This is a genomic window from Kitasatospora cathayae (genome assembly GCF_027627435.1).
Taxonomy (GTDB): domain Bacteria; phylum Actinomycetota; class Actinomycetes; order Streptomycetales; family Streptomycetaceae; genus Kitasatospora; species Kitasatospora cathayae.
Genome location: NZ_CP115450.1, coordinates 7,581,411 through 7,602,512 on the forward strand (window position 1 = coordinate 7,581,411; position 21,102 = coordinate 7,602,512).

General features: G+C 75.6%; 8 protein-coding genes (1 of these 8 cut by a window edge). 3 read left to right on the top strand and 5 right to left on the bottom strand.

The window, feature by feature from the left end; all coding sequences use genetic code 11:
• The 3 genes from O1G21_RS33940 to O1G21_RS33950 form a co-directional block, all read left to right on the top strand.
• Positions 1-10,195: the final stretch of a type I polyketide synthase gene (locus O1G21_RS33940; RefSeq protein ID WP_270149102.1), read on the top strand. The gene continues 20,207 nt to the left of window position 1, outside the view; only the last 10,195 of its 30,402 coding nucleotides appear in the window; its start codon lies beyond the left edge, outside the window; its stop codon occupies positions 10,193-10,195.
• Positions 10,196-10,221: 26 nt separating this feature from the next.
• Positions 10,222-10,353, top strand: a complete 132-nt coding sequence (locus O1G21_RS33945; protein ID WP_270149104.1) for a hypothetical protein — start codon at positions 10,222-10,224, stop codon at positions 10,351-10,353.
• A 150-nt stretch (positions 10,354-10,503) separates the two neighbouring features.
• Positions 10,504-11,373 (top strand): N5-glutamine methyltransferase family protein, encoded by an 870-nt coding sequence (locus O1G21_RS33950; protein WP_270149106.1) that lies wholly within the window; start codon positions 10,504-10,506, stop codon positions 11,371-11,373.
• An 86-nt stretch (positions 11,374-11,459) separates the two neighbouring features.
• Here the strand turns inward: O1G21_RS33950 and O1G21_RS33955 are convergent, their stop codons facing one another.
• The 5 genes from O1G21_RS33955 to pabB form a co-directional block, all read right to left on the bottom strand.
• Positions 11,460-11,657 (bottom strand): hypothetical protein, encoded by a 198-nt coding sequence (locus tag O1G21_RS33955; RefSeq protein WP_270149108.1) that lies wholly within the window; start codon positions 11,655-11,657, stop codon positions 11,460-11,462.
• Between the two features lie 34 nt (positions 11,658-11,691).
• Positions 11,692-12,540: an ABC transporter permease gene (locus O1G21_RS33960; protein ID WP_270149110.1), complete on the bottom strand. Its 849-nt coding sequence runs from the start codon at positions 12,538-12,540 to the stop codon at positions 11,692-11,694.
• Positions 12,537-13,559, bottom strand: coding sequence for an ATP-binding cassette domain-containing protein (locus tag O1G21_RS33965; RefSeq protein ID WP_270149112.1), 1,023 nt, complete (start codon positions 13,557-13,559; stop codon positions 12,537-12,539). Before O1G21_RS33965 ends, O1G21_RS33960 begins: the two co-directional genes overlap by 4 nt.
• A gap of 106 nt (positions 13,560-13,665) precedes the next feature.
• The gene (locus O1G21_RS33970) at positions 13,666-18,735 is read right to left on the bottom strand and encodes a type I polyketide synthase (RefSeq protein ID WP_270149113.1); all 5,070 of its coding nucleotides are present in this window, start codon (positions 18,733-18,735) and stop codon (positions 13,666-13,668) included.
• A gap of 202 nt (positions 18,736-18,937) precedes the next feature.
• A complete protein-coding gene (gene pabB, locus O1G21_RS33975; RefSeq protein WP_270149114.1) occupies positions 18,938-21,094 on the bottom strand; it encodes an aminodeoxychorismate synthase component I in 2,157 nt (718 codons plus the stop codon).
• Between the last annotated feature and the right edge of the window lie 8 nt (positions 21,095-21,102).

The following is a 21,102-nucleotide window of genomic DNA, read 5'->3' on the forward strand; positions in this document are numbered from 1 at the left end:
GGCGACCGAGGGCCGTCACGACCCGATCGCCATCGTCGGCATGGCCTGCCGCTACCCGGGCGGGGTGACCACGCCCGAGGAGCTCTGGCAGGTGGTGGCGTCCGGCGCGGACGCCATCTCCCCGTTCCCCGCCGACCGCGGCTGGGACCTCTCCACGCTGCGCACCGAGGACTCCACCCACACCCACGCCGGCGGGTTCCTCGACGGCGCCGCGGACTTCGACCCGGGCTTCTTCGGGATCTCCCCGCGCGAGGCCCTCGCCATGGACCCGCAGCAACGGCTCACGCTGGAGCTCGCCTGGGAGGCCCTGGAGCGCGCCGGCATCGACCCCGGCGGCCTGCGCGGCACCCGCACCGGCGTCTTCACCGGCGTGATGTACCACGACTACCCGGGCAGCGACGGCAACGGCAGCGTGGTGGCCGGCCGCGTCTCGTACGAACTCGGGCTGGAGGGCCCGGCCGTCGCCGTCGACACCGCCTGCTCCTCCTCCCTGGTCGCCCTGCACCTGGCCGCCCAGGCACTGCGCCAGGGCGACTGCTCGCTCGCGATCACCGGCGGCGTGACAGTCATGGCGACGCCCGGCGTGTTCGCCGAGTTCGGCCGCCAGGGCGCGCTCGCCCCCGACGGGCGGTGCAAGTCGTTCGCGACCGCCGCCGACGGCACGGGCTTCGCGGAGGGTGCGGGCTTCCTGATCGTCGAACGGCTGTCGGACGCGCTGCGCAACGGGCACTCGGTGCTCGCGCTCGTGCGCGGCAGCGCCGTCAACCAGGACGGCGCGTCGAACGGCCTGACGGCCCCGAACGGCCCGTCGCAGCAGCGCGTGATCCGGCAGGCGCTCGCCAACGCCCGCCTCGGCGCCGACCAGGTCGACGTGGTCGAGGCACACGGCACGGGCACGACCCTGGGCGACCCGATCGAGGCCCAGGCGCTGCTCGCCACGTACGGGCAGGACCGCGAAGAGCCGCTGCTCCTGGGCTCGATCAAGTCGAACATCGGGCACACCCAGGCCGCGGCCGGCGTGGCCGGCGTGATCAAGATGGTGCTCGCGCTGCACAACGGCGAGCTGCCGCCGACGCTGCACGTGGACGAGCCGAGTGCGAACGTGGACTGGTCGGAGGGGGCCGTCCGGCTCCTGACCGAGCCCCGGCCGTGGGCCCCGGGCGACCGGCCGCGCCGCGCCGGCGTCTCGTCCTTCGGCATCAGCGGCACCAACGCCCACGTGATCATCGAGGAGGCCCCGGCAGCGGTCCCGTCCCCGGAGGAGCCGGAGGTCGAACCGGGAGTCGTGCCATGGCTGCTGTCCGCCGCGACCCCGGAGGCCCTGCGGGCACAGGCGGGGCGCCTGCTCGCCGTCGCCGACGAGGCCCGGCCGGTGGACATCGCGTACTCGCTGGCGACGACCCGCGCGGCGCTCGAACACCGCGCGGCCGTGGTCGGCGACGGGAGCGAGCAACTCCTGGCCGGCCTGCGGGCGGTGGCGGACGGCGAGGCGCCGACCGGCGTCGCCAGCAGCGGGCGGACGGCGTTCCTCTTCTCGGGTCAGGGCTCGCAACGGCTCGGGATGGGGCGGGAGTTGTACGCCCGGTTCCCGGTGTTCGCCCGGGCCTTCGAGGAGGTGTGCGCGGAGCTGGATCCGGCCTTGCGCGAGGTGGTGTGGGGTGCGGATGCGGAGCTGCTGAACCGGACGGAGTACGCCCAGGCGGCGCTGTTCGCCGTCGAGGTCGCGCTGTACCGGCTGGTCGAATCGTTGGGTGTGCGGGCGGAGTTCGTGGCCGGGCATTCGATCGGTGAGGTGGCCGCGGCGTACGTGGCCGGGGTGTTCTCGCTCGCCGATGCGTGTGCGCTGGTGAGCGCCCGCGGCCGGCTGATGCAGGCGCTTCCTGTGGGTGGTGCGATGCTGGCCGTGCAGGCGACGGAGGACGAAGTCCTGCCGCTGCTGGGCGACTTCGTGTCGATCGCGGCGGTCAACGGCCCGCGCTCGGTCGTCGTCTCGGGGACGGAGGAGGCCGTCGCCGCCATCGAGGCCCACTACGCCGACCGCAAGTCGAACCGCCTGCGCGTCTCGCACGCCTTCCACTCGCCGCTGATGGACCCGATGCTGGAAGACTTCCGCGAGGTCCTCAGCGGGCTCACCTACAACGCCCCGTCGATCCCGCTGGTCTCCAACCTGACCGGTGCCCTGGACGGGGACTTCACGACCCCCGACTACTGGGTGCGCCACGTCCGCGAGGCCGTCCGCTTCGCCGACGGCGTCCGCACCCTCCACGAGGCCGGCGTCCGCCGCTACCTCGAACTCGGCCCCGACGCCGTCCTCATCGCCCTCACAGCCGGCGCCCTGCCCGACGGCGAGGTCGAAGCCGTCCCGGCGCTGCGCCGCGGCCGCGCCGAGGAGCGGACCTTCGTCGACGCCCTCGCCCGCCTCCACGTCCACGGCGCCACGGTCGACTGGGCCCCCCTGTTCGTCGGCACCGGCGCCCGCAGGATCGACCTGCCGACGTACGCCTTCCAGCACCGCCGCTTCTGGACGGACGCCTCGGCGCCCTTCCCGACGGCCGAGTCCGCCGGGCTCCGCAACGCCGACCACCCGCTGCTCACCGGCTCGCTCGAACTGGCGGGCACCGCGGGGTTGGTGTTCACCGGCAGGCTGTCGGCGCGCTCGCACGGGTGGCTGGCGGACCATGTCGTCATGGGTTCGGTCCTGGTGCCGGGCACGGCGCTGGTGGAACTGGCCGTGCGCGCCTGCGACGAGGTCGGCTGCGACCTGGTCGAGGAGCTGACCATGGCCGCGCCGCTGGTCCTGCCCGAGGACGGCGCCGTCCGGATCCAGGTGCGCCTGGCCGAGCCGGACGAGGCCGGGCGCCGCGCGGTCGGCATCCACTCCACGGCGGACACCGGCCCGGAGCCGGTCTGGACCCTGCACGCGAGCGGTGTGCTGGGGACGGGCGCGGCGCCGGCGGAGTTCGACGCCGCGGCGTGGCCGCCGGCCGGTGCCGCGGCGGTCGACGCGGCCGGGCTGTACGAGGGCCTGGCGGAGGCCGGGTTCGGGTACGGCCCGGCGTTCCAGGGCCTCCGGGCTGCGTGGCGGCGCGGGGAGGAGGTCTTCGCGGAGGTCGCCCTGCCGGAAGGTATGGAGGGCGAGGGCTTCGGCCTGCACCCCGCGCTGTTCGACGCCTGCCTGCACGGTTTTGCGCTGGCCGGGACCGGAGAGGGCGGCGGAGTGCCGTTCGCCTGGGAGAACGTCGCGCTGCACGCCTCCGGCGCGTCGTCGGTGCGGGTGCGCCTGACGCGCTCGGCCTCGGGCGCCCTGGCGCTCGCCGTGGCGGACGCCGACGGCAGGCCGGTGGCGTCGGTCGGCGCGCTGACGGTGCGTCCGATTGCCGCAGGGCAGCTCGCGGCCGGGCCGAAGGTGGGCCGGGACTCGCTGTTCCGGGTGGACTGGGTGCCGGTGAAGGCCTCGGACGCACCGGAGTTCGTGGCGGTCGGGTCGCTGGCGGAGGTGCCGGAAGACGTGCCGCCGGTGGTCGTGATCGAGACGGCCGTCGACGAGGTGCACGCGCGGACGGCGCAGGCGCTCGGGCTCGTGCAGGACTGGCTGGCGGAGGAGCGCTTCGCCGCGTCTCGTCTGGTGTTCGTGACGCGTGGCGTGGTGGCGGGTGAGGACCTGTCCGGGGCAGCCCTGCGGGGTCTTCTCCGTTCGGCGATCACTGAGGAGCCGGGCCGGTTCGGCCTGGTGGATCTGGCGGGGTCGGAGGAACTGCCGTCCGAGGCCCTGGGCCTGGACGAGCCGGAGCTGCTCGTTCGCGACGGAGAGATCCTCGCGGCGCGCCTGGCCCGTACGGAGGCAGCGACGGAAGCGGTGGCGTGGCCGGCCGAGGGCACGGTTCTGATCACCGGCGGCACGGGCGGCCTGGGCAAGCTCGTGGCCCGGCACCTGGTGGCCGAGCACGGTGTGCGCGACCTGCTGCTGGTGAGCCGTCGCGGTGCTCAGGCCGAGGGCGTCGGGGAGCTGCTGGCGGAGCTGGGCGTAGGAGCGAAGGTCGAGGCGTGCGACGTGGCTGACGCGGCCGCGGTGGCCGAGCTGTTCTCGCGTCACGAGATCCGTGCGGTCGTCCACACGGCCGGCGTGCTCGACGACGGAGTGATCGGCTCGCTCACCCCCTCGCGGGTCTCCGGCGTCCTGCGTCCGAAGGCGGACGCGGCGTGGAACCTCCACGAGGCCGCCTGCACCGTCGATGCGTTCGTCCTGTTCTCGTCGATGGCCGGTACGTTCGGCAGCGCGGGCCAGGCCGCCTACGCGGCGGGCAACGCCTACCTGGACGCGCTGGCCGTCCACCGCCGCTCGCTCGGCCTGCCCGCCGTCTCCCTCGCCTGGGGCCCGTGGTCGGACGTGGCCGGTATGACCGGCACGCTCACCGCCGCCGAGCGCGAGCGGATGACCCGCGCCGGCGTGCCGCCGCTCGACCCGGAGCACGGGCTGGCGCTGTTCGACGCGGTCGCCACCGGCGCCGCGCCGGCCGTCCTGCCCGTCCGGCTCGACCTGCCCACCCTGCGGGACCGGGGCGGCGTCCCCGCCCTGCTGCGCGGCCTGGTCCGGACCCCGGCGCGCCGGGCGGTCGCCGCCCCCGCCGCGATCGACCTGACCCGCCGGCTGTCGGGCCTGGGTGGCGAGGAGCGGCGGGCGGCCGTCCTGGACCTGGTGCGCGACCAGATCGCGCTCGTGCTCGGCCACGAGGGCCGCTCGACGGTGGACCCGTCGAAGGCGTTCCAGGACCTCGGCTTCGACTCGCTGACGGCGGTCGAGCTGCGCAACCGGCTGCGGACCGTCACCGGGCTCCGGCTGCCCGCCACCGTCGTCTTCGACTACCCGACCGCCCACGCGCTCGCCGGCTTCCTGCTGGAGGGCCTGTTCGGCGCCACCGAGACGACGGACCAAGCGCCGGCGCCCCTGCCCCTCCCGTCCGACGACCCGATCGTGCTGGTCGGGATGGCCTGCCGCTATCCCGGCGGCGTGGCGTCGCCGGAGGACCTGTGGCGGCTGGTGGCCGACGGGCTGGACGCGGTCTCGGAGTTCCCGGCCGACCGCGGCTGGGACGTCGAGACCCTCTACGACCCGGACCCGGACCACAACGGCACGTCCTACACCCGCACGGGCGGCTTCCTGCGGGAGGCGGCGGCGTTCGACGCGGCGTTCTTCGGGATGAGCCCGCGCGAGGCGCTGGCGACGGATGCGCAGCAGCGCCTGCTGCTGGAAACCTCCTGGGAGGCCTTTGAGCGGGCCGGCATCGACCCCGTGTCGCTGCGCGGCAGCCGGACCGGAGTCTTCGCGGGCGTCATGTACGCCGACTACGCGAATCTGCTCGGCGGCGGTGAGTTCGAAGGCCACCAGGGCAGCGGCAGCGCCGGCAGCGTGGCGTCCGGCCGGGTGTCCTACACCCTCGGCCTCGAAGGCCCGGCGGTCACGGTCGACACGGCCTGCTCGTCGTCCCTCGTCGCGATGCACCTGGCGGCGCAGGCGCTGCGTGGCGGGGAGTGCACGCTGGCCCTGGCCGGTGGCGTGACGGTGATGTCCACCCCGGGGACGTTCGTCGAGTTCTCGCGCCAGCGCGGCCTCGCCGCCGACGGCCGCAGCAAGGCCTTCGCCGAGGCGGCGGACGGCGTGGGCTGGGGCGAGGGCGTCGGCGTGGTGGTGCTGGAGCGCCTGTCGGACGCCCGCCGCAACGGGCACACCGTCCTCGCGGTTCTGCGGGGGAGCGCGGTGAACCAGGACGGCGCGTCGAACGGGCTGACCGCGCCGAACGGGCCTTCGCAGCAGCGGGTGATCCGTCAGGCGCTGGCGAGTGCCGGGTTGTCGGCCGCCGAGGTCGACGCGGTGGAGGCGCACGGCACGGGCACGACGCTCGGTGACCCGATCGAGGCCCAGGCGCTGCTCGCGACCTATGGCCAGGACCGTGAACTGCCGCTGCTGTTGGGCTCGATCAAGTCGAACATCGGGCACGCGCAGGCGGCGGCCGGCGTCGCGGGCGTGATCAAGATGGTGCTGGCGATGCAGCACGGCGTGCTGCCGCAGTCCCTGCACATCGACCAGCCCTCCACCCACGTCGACTGGACGGCCGGCGCCGTCGAACTGCTCACCGAGCGCACGGACTGGCCGGCCACCGGCCACCCGCGTCGCGCGGGTGTGTCGTCCTTCGGGATCAGCGGCACCAACGCCCACGTCATCCTGGAGCTGCCCGAGTCGGCGGAGGCGGAGAACGAGGCCGCACCCGGTCTGGTGCCCTGGGTGGTGTCCGCCAAGTCGGAGGCGGCGCTGGACGCGCAGCTCGCCCGGCTCACGGACGCCGGTGAACTGCCGTCCGCAGACGTGGCGTTCACCCTGGCCGGGCGGACGGCGCTGCCGCACCGCACGGTGCTCGTGGACGGCGTGGAGCTGGCCCGAGGGGTGGCGGCCGACGGCAGGACGGCGTTCCTGTTCTCCGGTCAGGGCTCGCAACGGCTCGGGATGGGGCGGGAGTTGTACGCCCGGTTCCCGGTGTTCGCCCGGGCCTTCGACGAGGTGTGCGCGGAGCTGGATCCGGCCTTGCGCGAGGTGGTGTGGGGTTCGGACGCGGAGCTGCTGAACCGGACCGCGTACGCCCAGGCCGGGTTGTTCGCGGTGGAGGTGGCGCTGTACCGCCTCGTCGAGTCGCTGGGCGTGCGGGCGGAGTTCGTGGCGGGGCACTCGATCGGCGAGGTCGCGGCTGCGTACGTCGCCGGGGTGTTCTCGCTGGCGGACGCCTGCGCACTGGTGGGCGCCCGTGGCCGGCTGATGCAGGCGCTTCCTGTGGGTGGTGCGATGCTGGCCGTGCAGGCGACGGAGGACGAAGTCCTGCCGCTGCTGGGCGAGTTCGTCTCGATAGCGGCGGTCAACGGTCCGACGTCCGTCGTGGTCTCGGGAGCGGAGGACGCGGTCTCGGTGATCGAGGCGCACTTCGCCGGCCGCCGGACGACGCGGCTGCGGGTGTCCCATGCCTTCCACTCGCCGTTGATGGACCCGATGCTGGCGGACTTCCGTTCGGTTCTTGACGGGCTGACGTACCACGCGCCGTCGATCCCGTTGGTCTCCAACCTGACCGGTGCCCTGGACGGGGACTTCACGACCCCCGACTACTGGGTGCGCCACGTCCGCGAGGCCGTCCGCTTCGCCGACGGCGTCCGCACCCTCCACGAGGCCGGCGTCCGCCGCTACCTCGAACTCGGCCCCGACACCGTCCTCGCCGCCCTCACCGCGAGCGTGCTGCCCGAGGACGCCGACACCGTGGCCACCCCGGCGCTCCGCAAGGACCGCCCCGAGGAGGCGAGCCTCCTCCAGGCCCTCGCGGGCCTCCACGTCCACGGCGCGAAGGTCGACTGGCGGGCCCTGCTCGCCGGCGCCGGCCGGCACCTCGCCGCACTGCCGACCTACCCGTTCGAGCACCGGGACTACTGGCCGAGCGGCCTGCCCGCCGGCCGCGGCGCCGAGTCCGCCGGGCTCAGGAACGCCGAACACCCGCTGCTCACCGGCTCGCTGGAGCTGGCCGACAGTGGTGGCCTCCTGTTCACCGGCCGCCTGTCGGCGCGATCCCACCCGTGGGCGGCGGATCACGTCGTCCTGGGCTCGGTCGTGGTGCCGGGTACGGCGCTGGTCGAACTGGCGGTGCGCGCGGGAGACGAGGTCGGTTGCGACGTCGTCGAGGAGCTGACGCTGGCCGCGCCGCTGGTCCTCCCGGGGACGGGCACCGTCCAGCTCCAGGTCGCCGTCGGCACGCCGGACGACGCGGGCCGCCGGCCCGTGAGCGTGCACTCCCGGACCGGCGCGGGCGGCCTGCACCCGTGGACGCTGCACGCCAGCGGCGTGCTCGGCACCGGCGCGGCGCCGACGGCCTTCGACGCCTCGGCGTGGCCGCCGGCCGACGCCGAGCAGGTCGACCTGACCGGCCTCTACGACGGCCTGGCGGAGGCCGGGTTCGGGTACGGCCCGGCGTTCCGGGGCCTCCGCGCGGTCTGGCGGCGTGGGGACGAGCTCTTCGCCGACGTCGCCCTGCCCGAGGGCGTCGAGGGCGGCGCCTACGGTCTGCACCCGGCCCTGTTCGACGCCTGTCTGCACACGCTCGCCGTGGGCGGCAGCGTTGAGGAGAGCGGTGCCGGCGAGGGCGGCGCCGGGGTGCCGTTCGCGTGGGAGGACGTCGCGCTGCACGCCTCCGGCGCGTCCGCCCTACGGATCCGGCTGGCGCCGTCGGCGTCCGGCGGGCTGGCGCTCGCCGCGGCCGACCCGGAGGGCCGGCCGGTCGCCTCGGTGGGCTCGCTCAGCGTCCGGCCGATCGCCGCCGAGCAGCTCGGCGCGGCCGCCCGCCCGGCGGGCCACGACGCGCTGTTCCGCCTCGACTGGGTGCCGGTGCAGGCGCCCGCCGACGCGGACGCGGCGTTCGTCGCCGTCGAGCCGACCGCGCAAGCGCTGGCCTCGCTCGCCGCGACGTCCGACGTGCCGCCGGTGGTGGTGGCCGAACTCCCCGCCGGTGGAGTCGATTCGGTGCACGCCACGGTGACCTCCGTCCTGGAGCTGGTCCAGGCGTGGCTCGCGGAGGACGCGTTCGCGGCCTCGCGGCTGGTGTTCCTCACGCGGGGCGCGGTGTCCGGCGACGACCTCGCCGGTGCGGCGGCCTGGGGCCTCGTCCGCTCGGCGGCCTCGGAGGAGCCCGGCCGGTTCGGGCTGCTCGACCTGGCCACCGCCGGGACGGAGCTCCGGACCGCCGCGGTCACCGTCGACGAGCCGCAACTGCTGCTGCGGGACGACGAGTTGTTCGCCGCCCGGCTCGTGCGCGAGGAGCTCGCGGCCGAGGCTCCGAGCTGGCCCACCGAGGGCGCAGTGCTGATCACCGGCGGTACCGGCGGCCTGGGCCGGCTGGTGGCCCGGCACCTCGCCGCCGAGCACGGCGTGCGCAGCCTGCTGCTGGTCAGCCGCAGCGGCGCCGCCGCCGACGGCGTGGCCGAGCTGGTCGCCGAACTGGCCGACCTCGGCGCCGAGACGGCCGTCGAAGCCTGCGACGTCGCCGACGAGGCCGCCGTCACCGGGCTGTTCGCCCGCTACGACGTCCGCGCGGTGGTGCACACCGCGGGCGTCCTGGACGACGGGACGATCGGCTCGCTCACGCCCGAGCGCATCGGTGCCGTCCTGCGGCCGAAGGCGGACGCGGCGTGGAACCTCCACCGGGCAGCGGAACGCGTCGAGGCCTTCGTCCTGTTCTCCTCGGCGGCCGGCACGCTCGGCAACCCCGGCCAGGGCAACTACGCGGCGGCCAACGCCTTCCTGGACGCCCTGGCGGTCCACCGCCGCTCGCTCGGCCTCCCGGCCGTCTCCCTGGCATGGGGCCCGTGGACCGGCACCGGCGGCATGACCGGCACGCTCACCGAGGCCGAGGCCGAACGACTGGCCCGAGCCGGAATGCCGCCGCTGACGCCGGAACTGGGCCTCGCCCTGTTCGACGCGACCACGGCCGGCACGGCACCCGCCGTCCTGCCGCTGCGCCTCGACCCGGCCGCCCTGGCCCGGCGCGGCGAAGTCCCGCCGCTCCTGCGAGGCCTGGTGCGCGTGCCGGTCCGGCGCGGCTCGGCCGCGGGCGCGGACGGCGGGGCGGCCGGCGGCGCCGCGTTCGTGCGCCGGCTGTCCGAGCTGCCGGGCGCCGAACGGCGCGAGGCGCTGCTGGAGGCGGTCCGCCGCCAGGTCGCCGCGGTCCTCGGCCACACCAACGCCTCCGGGGTGGACCCGCAGCGGGCCTTCCAGGACCTCGGCCTCGACTCCCTCACGGCGGTCGAACTGCGCAACCGGCTGGGCGCGCTGGTGGCCCTGCGGCTACCGGCCACCCTGGTCTTCGACCACCCGACGGTGGCGGAACTGGCCGACCACCTCTTCGACCGCCTGGGCCTCCAGCCCGCGCCGACGGAGGGCCCGGCCGCGCTGCTGGCCGAACTCGACCGGCTGGAGCGGGCGTTCGGCACGGCGGAGGTAAGCGTCTCGGACGACGACCTGTTCGCCCAGGTCGCCGCCCGCCTGGAGGTCCTGCGCACCAAGTGGCTCGCCTCCAGGGCCGCCGGCTCCGAGGCCGAGGCCTTCGACTTCGCGTCGGCGTCGGACGACGAGATGTTCGACCTCCTGGACAACGAGCTGGGGCTGTCCGACTGATCCGCCCGTCCCGCGACGCTGCGCGCTTGTATGCCCAGGTGCTCACCGTCACCGTCCGCGGGGCCGACCGTCGACGGCGTCGTTGCGACGAACACGGCGAGGCCCTGGACGCGGCCGGCCGCCACGGGTTCGAGGTGATCGGCCCGCTGCGCGTCTGACAGCAGGTCCGATCCGTCGACGACGAACCACCGGAACGTCCGACCGTCCTTCCGGACAGAGGTTCTGGTCTCTTGACTAGCCGCCGCGGCCGCACAGTTGGCGGTGGCGTGGGCGGTTGGCGCCGCGCCGTGGGGCCGGGGAGGCTACGGATGGGGACGACGATGCTCGGGGACCTGATCGACGAGGCCGTGCTGATACTCGAGAGCGCCGTGCAGGCCGGCGCACGGCGGGAGGTGGAGGAACTGGCCGCGCGCGTGCTCGGTGTGGAGCCGAGCGGGCTGGATCCGCGGCAGGAGCTCGACGCGAGAGCGGTGCGGCGCTTGCGGGACCTCGTCGGCAGGAGAGTCGACGGCGTGCCGCTCGGCCACCTGACCGGGCGCGCCGTGTTCGGTGGGCTCGACCTCCTCGTCGGGCCGGGCGTGTTCGTGCCGCGGGTGCACAGCGAGCTCGTGCTGGCGGCCGGTCTGGAGGCCCTCGTGGAGACGCAGGCGCCGACGGTGGTCGACCTGTGCGCCGGCTCGGGCGCGATCGGCCTGGCCCTTGCGCACGCCCGGCCGGACGCCCGGGTGCACGCGGTCGAGTTCGACCCGATCGCCGCGGACTTCGCCCGCCGCAACGCGGCTCGCCGCGCCGCCCTGGGGGACACTGCGATGACCGTCCACGAGGGCCCGGCGGCCCGGGCGGGTACCCTCACCGAGCTGACCGCCGAGGTCGACCTGGTGCTCGCGAACCCGCCCTTCATGCCGGACGCGGCCGACGTGCCGGACGAGTTCGGCCGCTACCAGCCCCGCCAGGCCGTCTTCGGCGGCGCCGACGGCCTGCGGGTCGTGCGCCAGGTGGTGGAGGTGGCGGCCGGGATGCTGCGACCGGGTGGCGCCCTGGTGGTCGAGCACGGCCACCTGCACGGAGCGACGGTGCCGGCGCTGCTGCGGGAGTCCGGGCGTTTCGCGGGGGTGGTGTGCCGTCCCGACCAGGACGGCTGGCCCCTGTACTCGTCGGCCGTCCGCACGACCACCTGAGGACGCCGACCGCCGGGTGCCGGTCGGCTGTGAGGACGGCGCGCGCCGCCGCCCGGTCCGGCGCTCGGCGCTGGGCCCCAGTGCCGTTACGAGGGCTCCTGGGCGAGGTTGTCGGTGATGCGCTGGAGCACGGAGACCGCAGCCGCGTACTCCTCCTCGGTGATGTCGCCGAGGAACGCCGCGCGTACCCGGTCGTCCGACGCGCGGCCTTCGCCCTGCGGGAAGCGGCCGCCGCAACCACGTTGTGAGGACAGGACAGGTGCGGTGCGCAGGAAGTCGGCCATCCCGACGTCCTGCGCACCGCACCGGCCGCGGAGCTCAGCGCGGAGCGATCGGCCTGCGGAAGCCCGTGGCCGCCAGCCACGCGCCGGTGGCCGCGACGGCCGCGCCGAGCAGCAGGGCCGGCACGGCCGTTCCCGTGCCCGGGAGGCCCAGGGCGAGGGCTCGGGTCGAGTCGATGGCGTACGTCAGGGGGTTGACGTGGGCGACGGCGGCCAGCCAGTCGGGGAGGTCGGCGGTCGGGACGTAGGCGCTGGAGGCGAACATCAGGGGGAGGACGGCGATGACCGCCAGGTTCTGGATCGGCTCGGCTCGGCGCAGCCAGGCGGCCGCCGCGATGAACAGCCAGCCGAGGGCCCAGCTCATGAACAGCGTCAGCCCGATCGAGGCGGCGACCGCGCCGGCGCCGCCGCGCGGGTGGTAGCCGAGGACGAGCATGCCGAGCGCCAGGATGATCACGGCCTGGACGGCGGCGCGTACCAGCGTGGTGAGGCTGCGGGCGACGAGCAGGGAGCTCGGGGCGACGGGCAGGCAGCGCAGGCGGGCGACGATGCCGTTCTGGAGGTCCTCGACGAGGCCGACGCCGGACTGGACGGCGGACTGCACGGCGTTGTCGACGAGAACGGCGGGCAGGACGAAGTCCAGGTAGGTGACGTCCGGCGGGAAGTGCGGTGGAAGTCCCATCCGGCTGAAGACCTGGGAGAGCACCACGAGCGTGATGACGGGCTGGAGCAGGCCGAAGAGCAGCACCGCCGGATCGGTCACGAGCGCGCGCAGCGACCGGCCGGTGAGGATGCGGATCTGGGTGAGCCGTGAACTGCCGCGCCAGGCGGGCGCGGTGGCCGTCGTGGCGCGGGGCGGTCGGCCGGTGTCGAGCGTGGTGGTCACCGCTGGGGTCCTTCCGGGCTGTCGAGGTTGTCGGAGCGGTGGGCCAGGGCGAGGTAGACGTCGTCCAGGCCGGGTTCGCCGAACGTGAGCTCGGCGGCCTCGACCCCGACCCCGTCCAGCGCCCGGACGACGGCGGCGATGTCGCGGGTGGCCTCGATCGGGACGACCAGTGCGGCGCCCTCGCGCCCGGCGACCGGGGCGAGCCCGGCACGGCGCAGCGCGTCGGCGGCGTGCTCGAGGTCGTTCCCGGTCTCGCTCCCGCCGGGCCCGTCGAGGACGACGGTGACGGTGCGCCTGCCCACTCGGGACTTGAGCTCGGCCGGAGTGCCGTGGGCGACGACGCTGCCGCCGGAGAGCACGGTGATGGCATCGGCGAGCCGGTCCGCCTCGTCGAGGTACTGGGTGGTGAGCAGCACGGTGGTGCCCTCGGCGACGAGGCCCTCGACGATCTCCCAGAGACCGAGCCGGCTCACCGGGTCGAGCCCGGTGGTGGGTTCGTCGAGGAACACCACCTCGGGCCGGCCGACCAGGCTCGCGGCCAGGTCGAGGCGCCGGCGCAGGCCGCCGGAGTAGCCGCGGGCCGGCCGGTCGGCGACGTGCCCGAGGTCGAAGAGGTCGAGGAGTTCGTCGGCGCGGGTGCGGGCGGCGCGGCGCCCGGCGCCCAGCAGGCCGGCGAGCAGGAGGAGGTTGTCGCGGCCGCTGAGCCGTCCGTCAACGGTGGCGTACTGGCCGGTGAGGCCGATCCGGCGGCGGACCTCGGCGGGGCGGCGGCGGACGTCGAACCCGGCCACGCTGGCCCGGCCGGTGGTGGGCGCGAGGGCGGTGGTGAGGACGCCGACGAGGGTGGTCTTGCCGGCGCCGTTGTGGCCGAGCAGGGCGAGGACGCTGCCGCGCGGGACGGCGAGGCTGACCGAGTCGAGCGCGCGGACGTCGCCGAAGGTCATGCCGACGTCGACCGCCTCGATCACGAGGTCGTCGGCGGCCGCGGTGGGCGGGGGCGGTGCGGTGCGGGCGGGCATGGTCGGGTCTCCGTAGGGTAATCGGCAGGGCGCGCGGGGCTTTCGGAGCACGGGGGCAGTCGACGGAGCCAGTCCACGGAGTAGGTCCCGGAGTGGCTCCACGGCGTCAGTCCACGGCGTCCATCAGGCGGAAGAGTTCCTCGTCGGTGGCCTCGTCGAGGTCGGGCCCGGGAGCCGGGCGGGCCGGGCCGGCGGTTGCGGCGCAGCGCCGGGCGAGGTCGCGCAGCCGGGTGGCGGTGGCCGGGTCGAGTACGGTGCCGGCGGCGAGCAGCGCGGCGAGGCGGTCGACCAGGTCGGCGGCGGTGGGTTCGGGAGCGGCGCCCGGGGCGGGCCGGTCTCGGAGGGCACCGATGGCGCGGACGACGGAGACCGGCGAGGGGTGGTCGAAGACGAGTGTTGCCGGGACGGGCGTGCCGGTGGCGGTGGCGATGCGTTCGCGCAGCTCGATCGCGTTGACGGAGTTGACGCCGAGTTCGGAGAACGCGTGGGCGGCCTCGAGGTCGTCGGGGCCGAGCCCGAGCACGGCGGCGGTCTCGGCGAGGACGAGCTTGAGGAGCAGGGCGTCGCGTTCCTCGGGGCTCGCCGTGGCGAGCCGGCCGTCGAGCGGCGGTGCGGCGGCGACAACGGCCGTGGTCGGCGGTGTCGGCGCGGCGGGCGCGAGCCAGTACGTCTGCCGCTGGAACGCGTACGTCGGCAGCGGCACGGGCCGGGCGCCCGGCAGGACGGCGTCCCAGTCCACCGGTACGCCGTGCAGGTGGAGACGTCCGACTGCGGCGAGCAGGGCGCGCGTCTCGTCCGCCTGGTCGGCAGAGCCGGTCGCGGTGACGGCGGCCGGCGCGCCGGCGTCCGCGTCGGCCAGGCACTCGCCGAGCATGGGGGCGAGCGCGGCGGCGGGACCGAGTTCGAGGTAGGCGTCGACGTGCTCGGCCCCCAACCGCGAGACGGCGTCCCGGAAGCGGACCGGCTCCCGGGCCTGCCGCACCCAGTGGCCGGGATCGCGGGCCTCCTCGGCGGTCAGCGGTCGGCCGGTGACGCCGGAGATCAGCGCAACAGCGGGTGCGGCGAAGGACAACCCCTCCAGCACGTCACGGAATTCCGCCAGCATCGGCTCCAGCAGCGGCGAGTGGAAGGCGTGCGAGACGCGCAGCCGGGCCGTCCGCCGGTCGGCGAAGTGGGTCCCGACCGCCGCCACCGCCTCCTCGGTGCCCGAGACGACGACGGACGAGGGGCCGTTGACGGCCGCCAGTGAGACGAACTCGCCCAGCAGCGGGAGGACTTCGTCCTCCGATGCCCGGACTGCGAGCATCGCGCCACCGGCCGGGAGGGCCTGCATGAGTCGGCCCCGGGCGGCGATCAGGGTGCACGCGTCCGGCAGGGACAGCACCCCGGCGACGTGCGCGGCGGCGATCTCGCCGACCGAGTGCCCGGCCAGCAGGTCGGGGCGCACGCCCCAGGACTCCAACAGCCGGTGGAGGGCGACCTCGTGGGCGAACAGTGCGGGCTGGGCGAACTCCGTTCGATCGACGAGGTCTGCCGAGTCCTCCCACAGCACGGAACGCAGCGGCCGCTCCAGCAGCGGGTCCAGGAAGCCGCACACCTCGTCCAGGGCCGCTGTGAACTCGGGGAAGGCGGCGGCGAGTTCGCGCCCCATGCCGGGGCGCTGGCTGCCCTGCCCGGCGAAGACGAAGGCGAGCCGCCCGCCGCCGTCACGCCGCCCGGTCACCGGGGCGACCGGCGACGGTTCCCCGGCGGCGAAGTGCCTTAGCGCGTCGACGAGTTCGCTGCGTTCGGCACCGGCCAGCACGGCGCGGTGGCCGTGGACGGCCCGGGTGCCGGCGAGCGCGACGGCGACGTCAGGCAGGGCGTACGAGGGGTGGGCGGCGAGGTGCTCGGCCAGCCGCCCGGCCTGGGCCCGCAGGGCCGGCTCACTGCGGGCGGACAGCAGCAGCGGCACCGGACGGTCAGCGGCGCACGGCGCCGCCGGGCGTGCTGCCGCCACCGGCGCCTCCTCCAGCACCACGTGCGCGTTCGTCCCGCTGATCCCGAACGACGACACCCCGGCCCGCCGCACCCGCCCGTCCTCCCGGGGCCACGGCTGCGCCTGCGTCAGCAGCCGCACGGCGCCCGAGGACCAGTCGACCCGACCGGTCGGCCGGGTGACGTGCAGGGTCCGCGGCAGCACGCCGTGCCGCATCGCCTGCACCGTCTTGATCACCCCGGCCACCCCGGCGGCCGCCTGGGCGTGCCCGATGTTCGACTTGACGGACCCGAGCCACAGCGGCCGGTCCGCCGGGCGCGCGCCGCCGTGGACGGCGAGGAGCGCCTGCGCCTCGATCGGGTCGCCGAGCGAGGTTCCGGTGCCGTGCGCCTCGACGGCGTCGATGTCGCCGGGCGCGAGCCCCGCGTCGGCGAGGGCGCGACGGATGACGCGCTGCTGGGCGGGGCCGTTGGGCGCGGTGATGCCGTTCGAGGCGCCGTCCTGGTTGACGGCCGAGCCGCGGACGAGGGCGAGCACCGGGTGCCCGTTGCGCCGCGCGTCGCTCAGCCGCTCCAGCACGAGCAGGCCGGCGCCCTCCGCCCACGCCGCGCCGTCGGCGTCGTCCGAGAAGGACTTGCAGCGACCGTCGGCCGCGAGGCCGCGCAACCGGGAGAACTCGACGAACGACGTCGGCGTGGCCATCACCGCGACGCCGCCGGCCAGCGCGAGCGAGGACTCGCCCGAGCGCAGCGAGCGGCACGCGAGGTGCAGGGCGACGAGCGAGGAGGAGCACGCGGTGTCGACGGCGAGCGCCGGGCCCTCAAGGCCGAAGCAGTACGAGATCCGCCCGGCCAGCGCGCTGCCAGCGGTGCCGATCCCGAGCAGGCCCTCCAACTCCGCCGGGGCGCCGACGCCGTAGTCGTGGTACATCGCCCCGGTGAAGACGCCGGTGCGGCTGCCGCGCAGCCCGGTCGGGTCGATCCCGGCGTGTTCCAGCGCCTCCCAGGCGGTCTCCAGGAGCAGCCGCTGCTGAGGGTCGGCGGCCAGGGCCTCGCGCGGGGAGAAGCCGAAGAAGGCGGCGTCGAACCGGCCCGCGCCGTCCAGGAACCCGCCCCGGCGGACGTAGGAGGTGCCGGGGTGCTCGGGATCGTCGTCGAAGAGGCCGTCGAGGTCCCAGCCGCGGTCGGCGGGGAACGCGGAGTCGGTGTGGGTGCCGTCGGCGACGAGCGCCCAGAGGTCGTCGGGGGAGGAGACGCCGCCCGGCAGTCGGCAGGCCATGCCGACGATGGCGATCGGTTCGTCGGAGGAGGCGTCGTGTGGGTCCTCCTCCCGGTCCGACACCGCGCCCGACAACAATGCCGCGACGGCCGCGGGAGTCGGGTGGTCGAAGCCGAGGCTCACCGGCAGCGCACGGCCGGTCGCCTCCGCCAGCAGGTTGCGCAGCCGGATGGTGCGCACCGAGTCCAGCCCGTACGCGCGGAACGCCGTGCCGACGCCGATCGGCTCGTCCGCCGGGCCGCGTTCCATGACCTCGGCCGCGCACGAGCGCACGAGGTCCAGCGCGTCGCGGTAGTCCATGGCGTGGGAAGCCTGAACGACCGCTGTCCCGGCCACCAGCTCCTCCAGCGACCGCCGGTGCAGCTTCCCGGCCGGGGTGCGCGGGAGGTCGTCGACGGTCACCAGCTCCAGCGGCACCTTGTACTCGGCGACCTCGCGCTCCCGCAGGAAGGCGGTCACCGCCCGCAGGCCGATCGCCGGGTCCGCGGCGCGGGTCAGCACCAGGCACGGGATCTCGCCGAGCCGGGCGTCCGCCCGTCCGACGACGGCGAGCGGGCCGATGCCCGGCATCGCCGCCAGCAGCTCCTGGACCTCCGTCGCGTCGAACTTCCGCCCGCCCACGTTGATCAGCTCGGCCGCGCGCCCGTGGAAGCGCAGCAGGCCGTCCGCCCCGAGGCTCGCCCGGTCGCCCGTCCGCAGCCAGCCGTCCGGCGTGACGGCCGCGGCGGTGAGGTCGGGCTCGCGGTAGTAGCCGCGGAACATGCTCGGACTGCGGTACTGGAGGTCGCCCGGCTCGCCCGGCGGCAGTTCGCGCCCGTCCTCGCCGACGACCCGCACGCGGGCCCCGCTGGTCGGTCGGCCCACGCTGCGCACGGCGGCGCCGGCCGGATCGGTGGTGGAGGTCCGGGTGCCGGTGCCCAGTTCGGACATGCCCCAGACGACGACGAGTTCGCCGCCGAGCACCGCCCGGACGTCGGCCGCCAGGGCGGCGGGGATCGCCGCCCCGGCGGTGCGCACCTCGCATGGCCGGAAGCCGGCCGGCTGCCCGCTCCGGGCCAGCGCGGCGACCACGTCGTGGAGTTGGGCCGGGACGGCGAAGACGGCGCTCGGGGCGGTGGCGCGGGCGAGGGCGAGGAAGCGCTCCGGGTCCCAGCCGTCCAGGAGCACCTGGCGGCAGGCCCGGAACAGGGCGGTGTGCAGCGACTGCAGGCCGAACAGGTGGGTGAGCGGGCAGGCCGTCAGGATCGCCTCCGCGAAGGCCGGACCGCCCTCGTCGGCGACGGACGCCGTGTTGGAGAGCAGCCCGTCGTGGCTGTGCAGGCAGATCTTGGGCCGGGCCGAGGTGGTGCCGGAGGACGGGACGAGGACCAGCGGGTCCTCGGGCCGGACGTCCACGGGGTGCGGGGCGTGACCCGCCCACTCGGCGATGAGGCGCTCCAGCGCGTGCACGCCCCCCGCGGTCGGTGCCTCGTCCCCGGCGACCAGTACCGCCCGGAGGGACGGCACGGTCATCAGGAGCTCGGCCGCCGTGGCCGCCGCCTCCGCCGGGAGGAGCACGGCGACCGGGTCCACCCGGGCCAGCAGTGCGCGTACGTCCGCGGCGCCGTGCCCGGCGTGGACGGGCAGCAGGACGGCGCCCGCGGCGGCGACGGCGACGTGTGCCGTCTGGTACTCCCGGCAGTTGGGGAGCTGGACGGCGACGACGTCCCCGGGCGCGACGCCGAGCTCCTGGAGGACCCGGGCCAGGGCGGCGGCGTCGTCCGCCCACTGGCGCCAGGTCACCTCCCGGTCACCGTCGACCAGGGCGACGGCGTCGGGCGCCCGGCGGACCGCGGCCGCGAACACGGCGGGCAGCGTGTGGCCGCCGAGTGCCCCGCCGGCAGCCGGATCGATCGCGTAGTCATCGCTGTGGACGGACACCTTCGCTCCTGACGGGGTCGCTGGCCGGCCGCACCGGCCGTTCTCAGCCTGGGTTTCGGGAGGGACCGCGCCCTCCGGGGCGTCGTGCTCCGGGCCTTCCTCGCCGAAGCTCGTCGGACCGGCGCGCGGCTCCGGGCGCCGGGCCGAAGCGCGGCGCCAGGCGCCCGGCCTGGCGCGCCCGGAAGATCCGGAAAGCGGACCCTCAGCTCGGGACGGCGGCCGGGAACGAGCCGGACGGACGGCGCCGACGCGTGGCGGCTGCCGGGCTCTCCAGCGGGAGCTCGGCGTCGAGCAGCGCGAGCAGCGGGCGGGCCTTGACCACCGTCTCGTCGAACTCGCCCTCGGCGTCGGACAGCGCGATGATCGCCCCGCCGACCCCGTAGCGCAACCGTCCGCCGCTGAGCACGGCGGTGCGGATCACGATGCTCAGGTCGGCCGCGCCGCTGAGCGAGAAGTAGCCGATCGCCCCGGAGTAGATGCCGCGCGGCCCGTTCTCCAGCCGGTCGATGATCTGCATCGTGCGCAGCTTGGGCGTGCCCGTCATCGAGCCGCCGGGGAACGCCGACCGGACGCCGTCGACGGCGCTGCACTCGGGGCGCAGCCGGGCCCGCACGGTGCTGACGAGCTGGTGCACGGTGGCGTACGTCTCGACGTCGAACAGGGGTTCGGCGACGACGGAGCCGGTCCGGGCGCAGCGCCCGAGGTCGTGCCGGACGAGGTCGACGACCATCAGGTTCTCGGCCCGGTCCTTCTCACTGGCGGCGAGGTCGGCGGCGAGCAGGGCGTCCTCCTCGCCGGTGGCGCCGCGCGGTCGGGTGCCCTTGATGGGCTTGGACTCCATGAGGCCGTCCGGGCCGATCCGCAGGAAGCGCTCCGGGGAGGAGCTGAGCACGGCGAGGTCACCGAAGGAGAGGAAGGCGGCGAACGGGGCGGGGCTGATCCGCCGCAGCGCGCGGTAGGCCTGCCACGGGTCGAGGTCGGCGGGTGCGTCGATCATGTTGGTGAGGCAGACCTCGTAGGTCTCGCCGGCCGTGATCTCGTCCTGGCAGACGCCGATGAGCTCGAGGTACGCCTCGCGCGGGTGCCGCAGCCGCAGCCGGGCGTCGGCGCCGGGCGGGGTGTGGGCGGGCGGGTCGGTGTGCGGGGCGGGGCCGGTGAGCAGGGCGGCGGTGTCGTCCAGCCAGGCGCGGGCGGAGGCGTCCCGGCCGTCCTCGGCGAGGGCGAGCAGGTGGGTGGTGCCGGTGTGGTGGTCGACGACGACGGCTCGGTCGGCGAAGACCATGACGGCGTCCGGGTCGGGCGAGCGGTGGGCGCGCTCGCCGCCGCACTCGGCCTTGAGTTCATAGCCGAGGCAGCCGACCCAGCCGAGCGCGAAATCGAACGGCAGCTCGGGCAGGTCGACGTCGAGCGTGCGCAGGTCGTCGTCGAGCCAGGTCAGGAACTCGCCCTCGACGACCTGGGTGGTGCCGCCGGCGGTCACCGTGACGGTGCCGCGCTGGACGTCGGCGGTGGCGATGCGGGCGAGCGGCCCGGCGGCGTTGCCCATCACCGAGACCTGCCCGAGGCGGCCGCCGGGCAGGCTGCTGTCGAGCCAGAAGGGATGACCGCCGTCGCGGAACACGTGCTCGAAGACGGTCTCGGCCTCCCAGCAGGTCTCGACCCGGCGGGTCAGGACGGCGAGGCGCCGGGTGGTCGGCCGCCGCGCGGCCTGGGGTGCGGTGCGGGTGCGGGTGCGGGGGCGGGGGCGTGGGCCGGGCGCGGTGCCGCGACGCCGGCGCCTGTGCTGCTCGGTGAGGTCGCGAAAGTTCGACAGCAGCCGCAGGCCGGCCTCGGTGCCGATCGACTCGGGATGGAACTGCACCCCCCACAGGGGGAGTTCGCGGTGGCGCAGGGCCATCACCACGCCGTCGTCGGTGGCCCAGGCGATCGGTTCCAGGGCGGGCGGGAGCGAGGTGACCGCCAGCGAGTGGTAGCGGACCACCTCCAGCGGGTTCGGCAGGTGGTGGAAGAGCCCGGTCCCGGTGTGCCGCACGGCCGAGGTGCGCCCGTGCCGGGGCGCGGGCGCCCGGCCCACGGCGGCGCCGTGGGCGAGGGCCAGCCCCTGGTGGCCGAGGCAGACGCCGAGGAGGGGCAGCCGGCCCTCCCGGGCTATGCCGGCACAGTGGCCGAAGTCGGCGGGCCTGTGCGGGGTCCCGGGGCCGGGGGAGAGCACGACGTTGTCGAACGCGTCGAGCAGCTCGGGCCGGAAGGCCGGGTCGTCGTTGCTGATGACCTCCGGCTCTCGGCCGTTGGCCTCGGCGAGGTAGTGGAAGAGGTTGTAGGTGAAGGAGTCGTAGTTGTCGACCAGGAGTGTGCGCATCAGGGGGT

Excerpts from the sequence above, each read along its gene's own strand:
- O1G21_RS33955 (WP_270149108.1), bottom strand. The coding sequence starts at position 11,657 with ATGGCCGACTTCCTGCGCACCGCACCTGTCCTGTCCTCACAACGTGGT.
- O1G21_RS33950 (WP_270149106.1), top strand. The coding sequence starts at position 10,504 with ATGGGGACGACGATGCTCGGGGACCTGATCGACGAGGCCGTGCTGATA.
- O1G21_RS33965 (WP_270149112.1), bottom strand. The coding sequence starts at position 13,559 with ATGCCCGCCCGCACCGCACCGCCCCCGCCCACCGCGGCCGCCGACGAC.
- pabB (WP_270149114.1), bottom strand. The coding sequence starts at position 21,094 with ATGCGCACACTCCTGGTCGACAACTACGACTCCTTCACCTACAACCTC.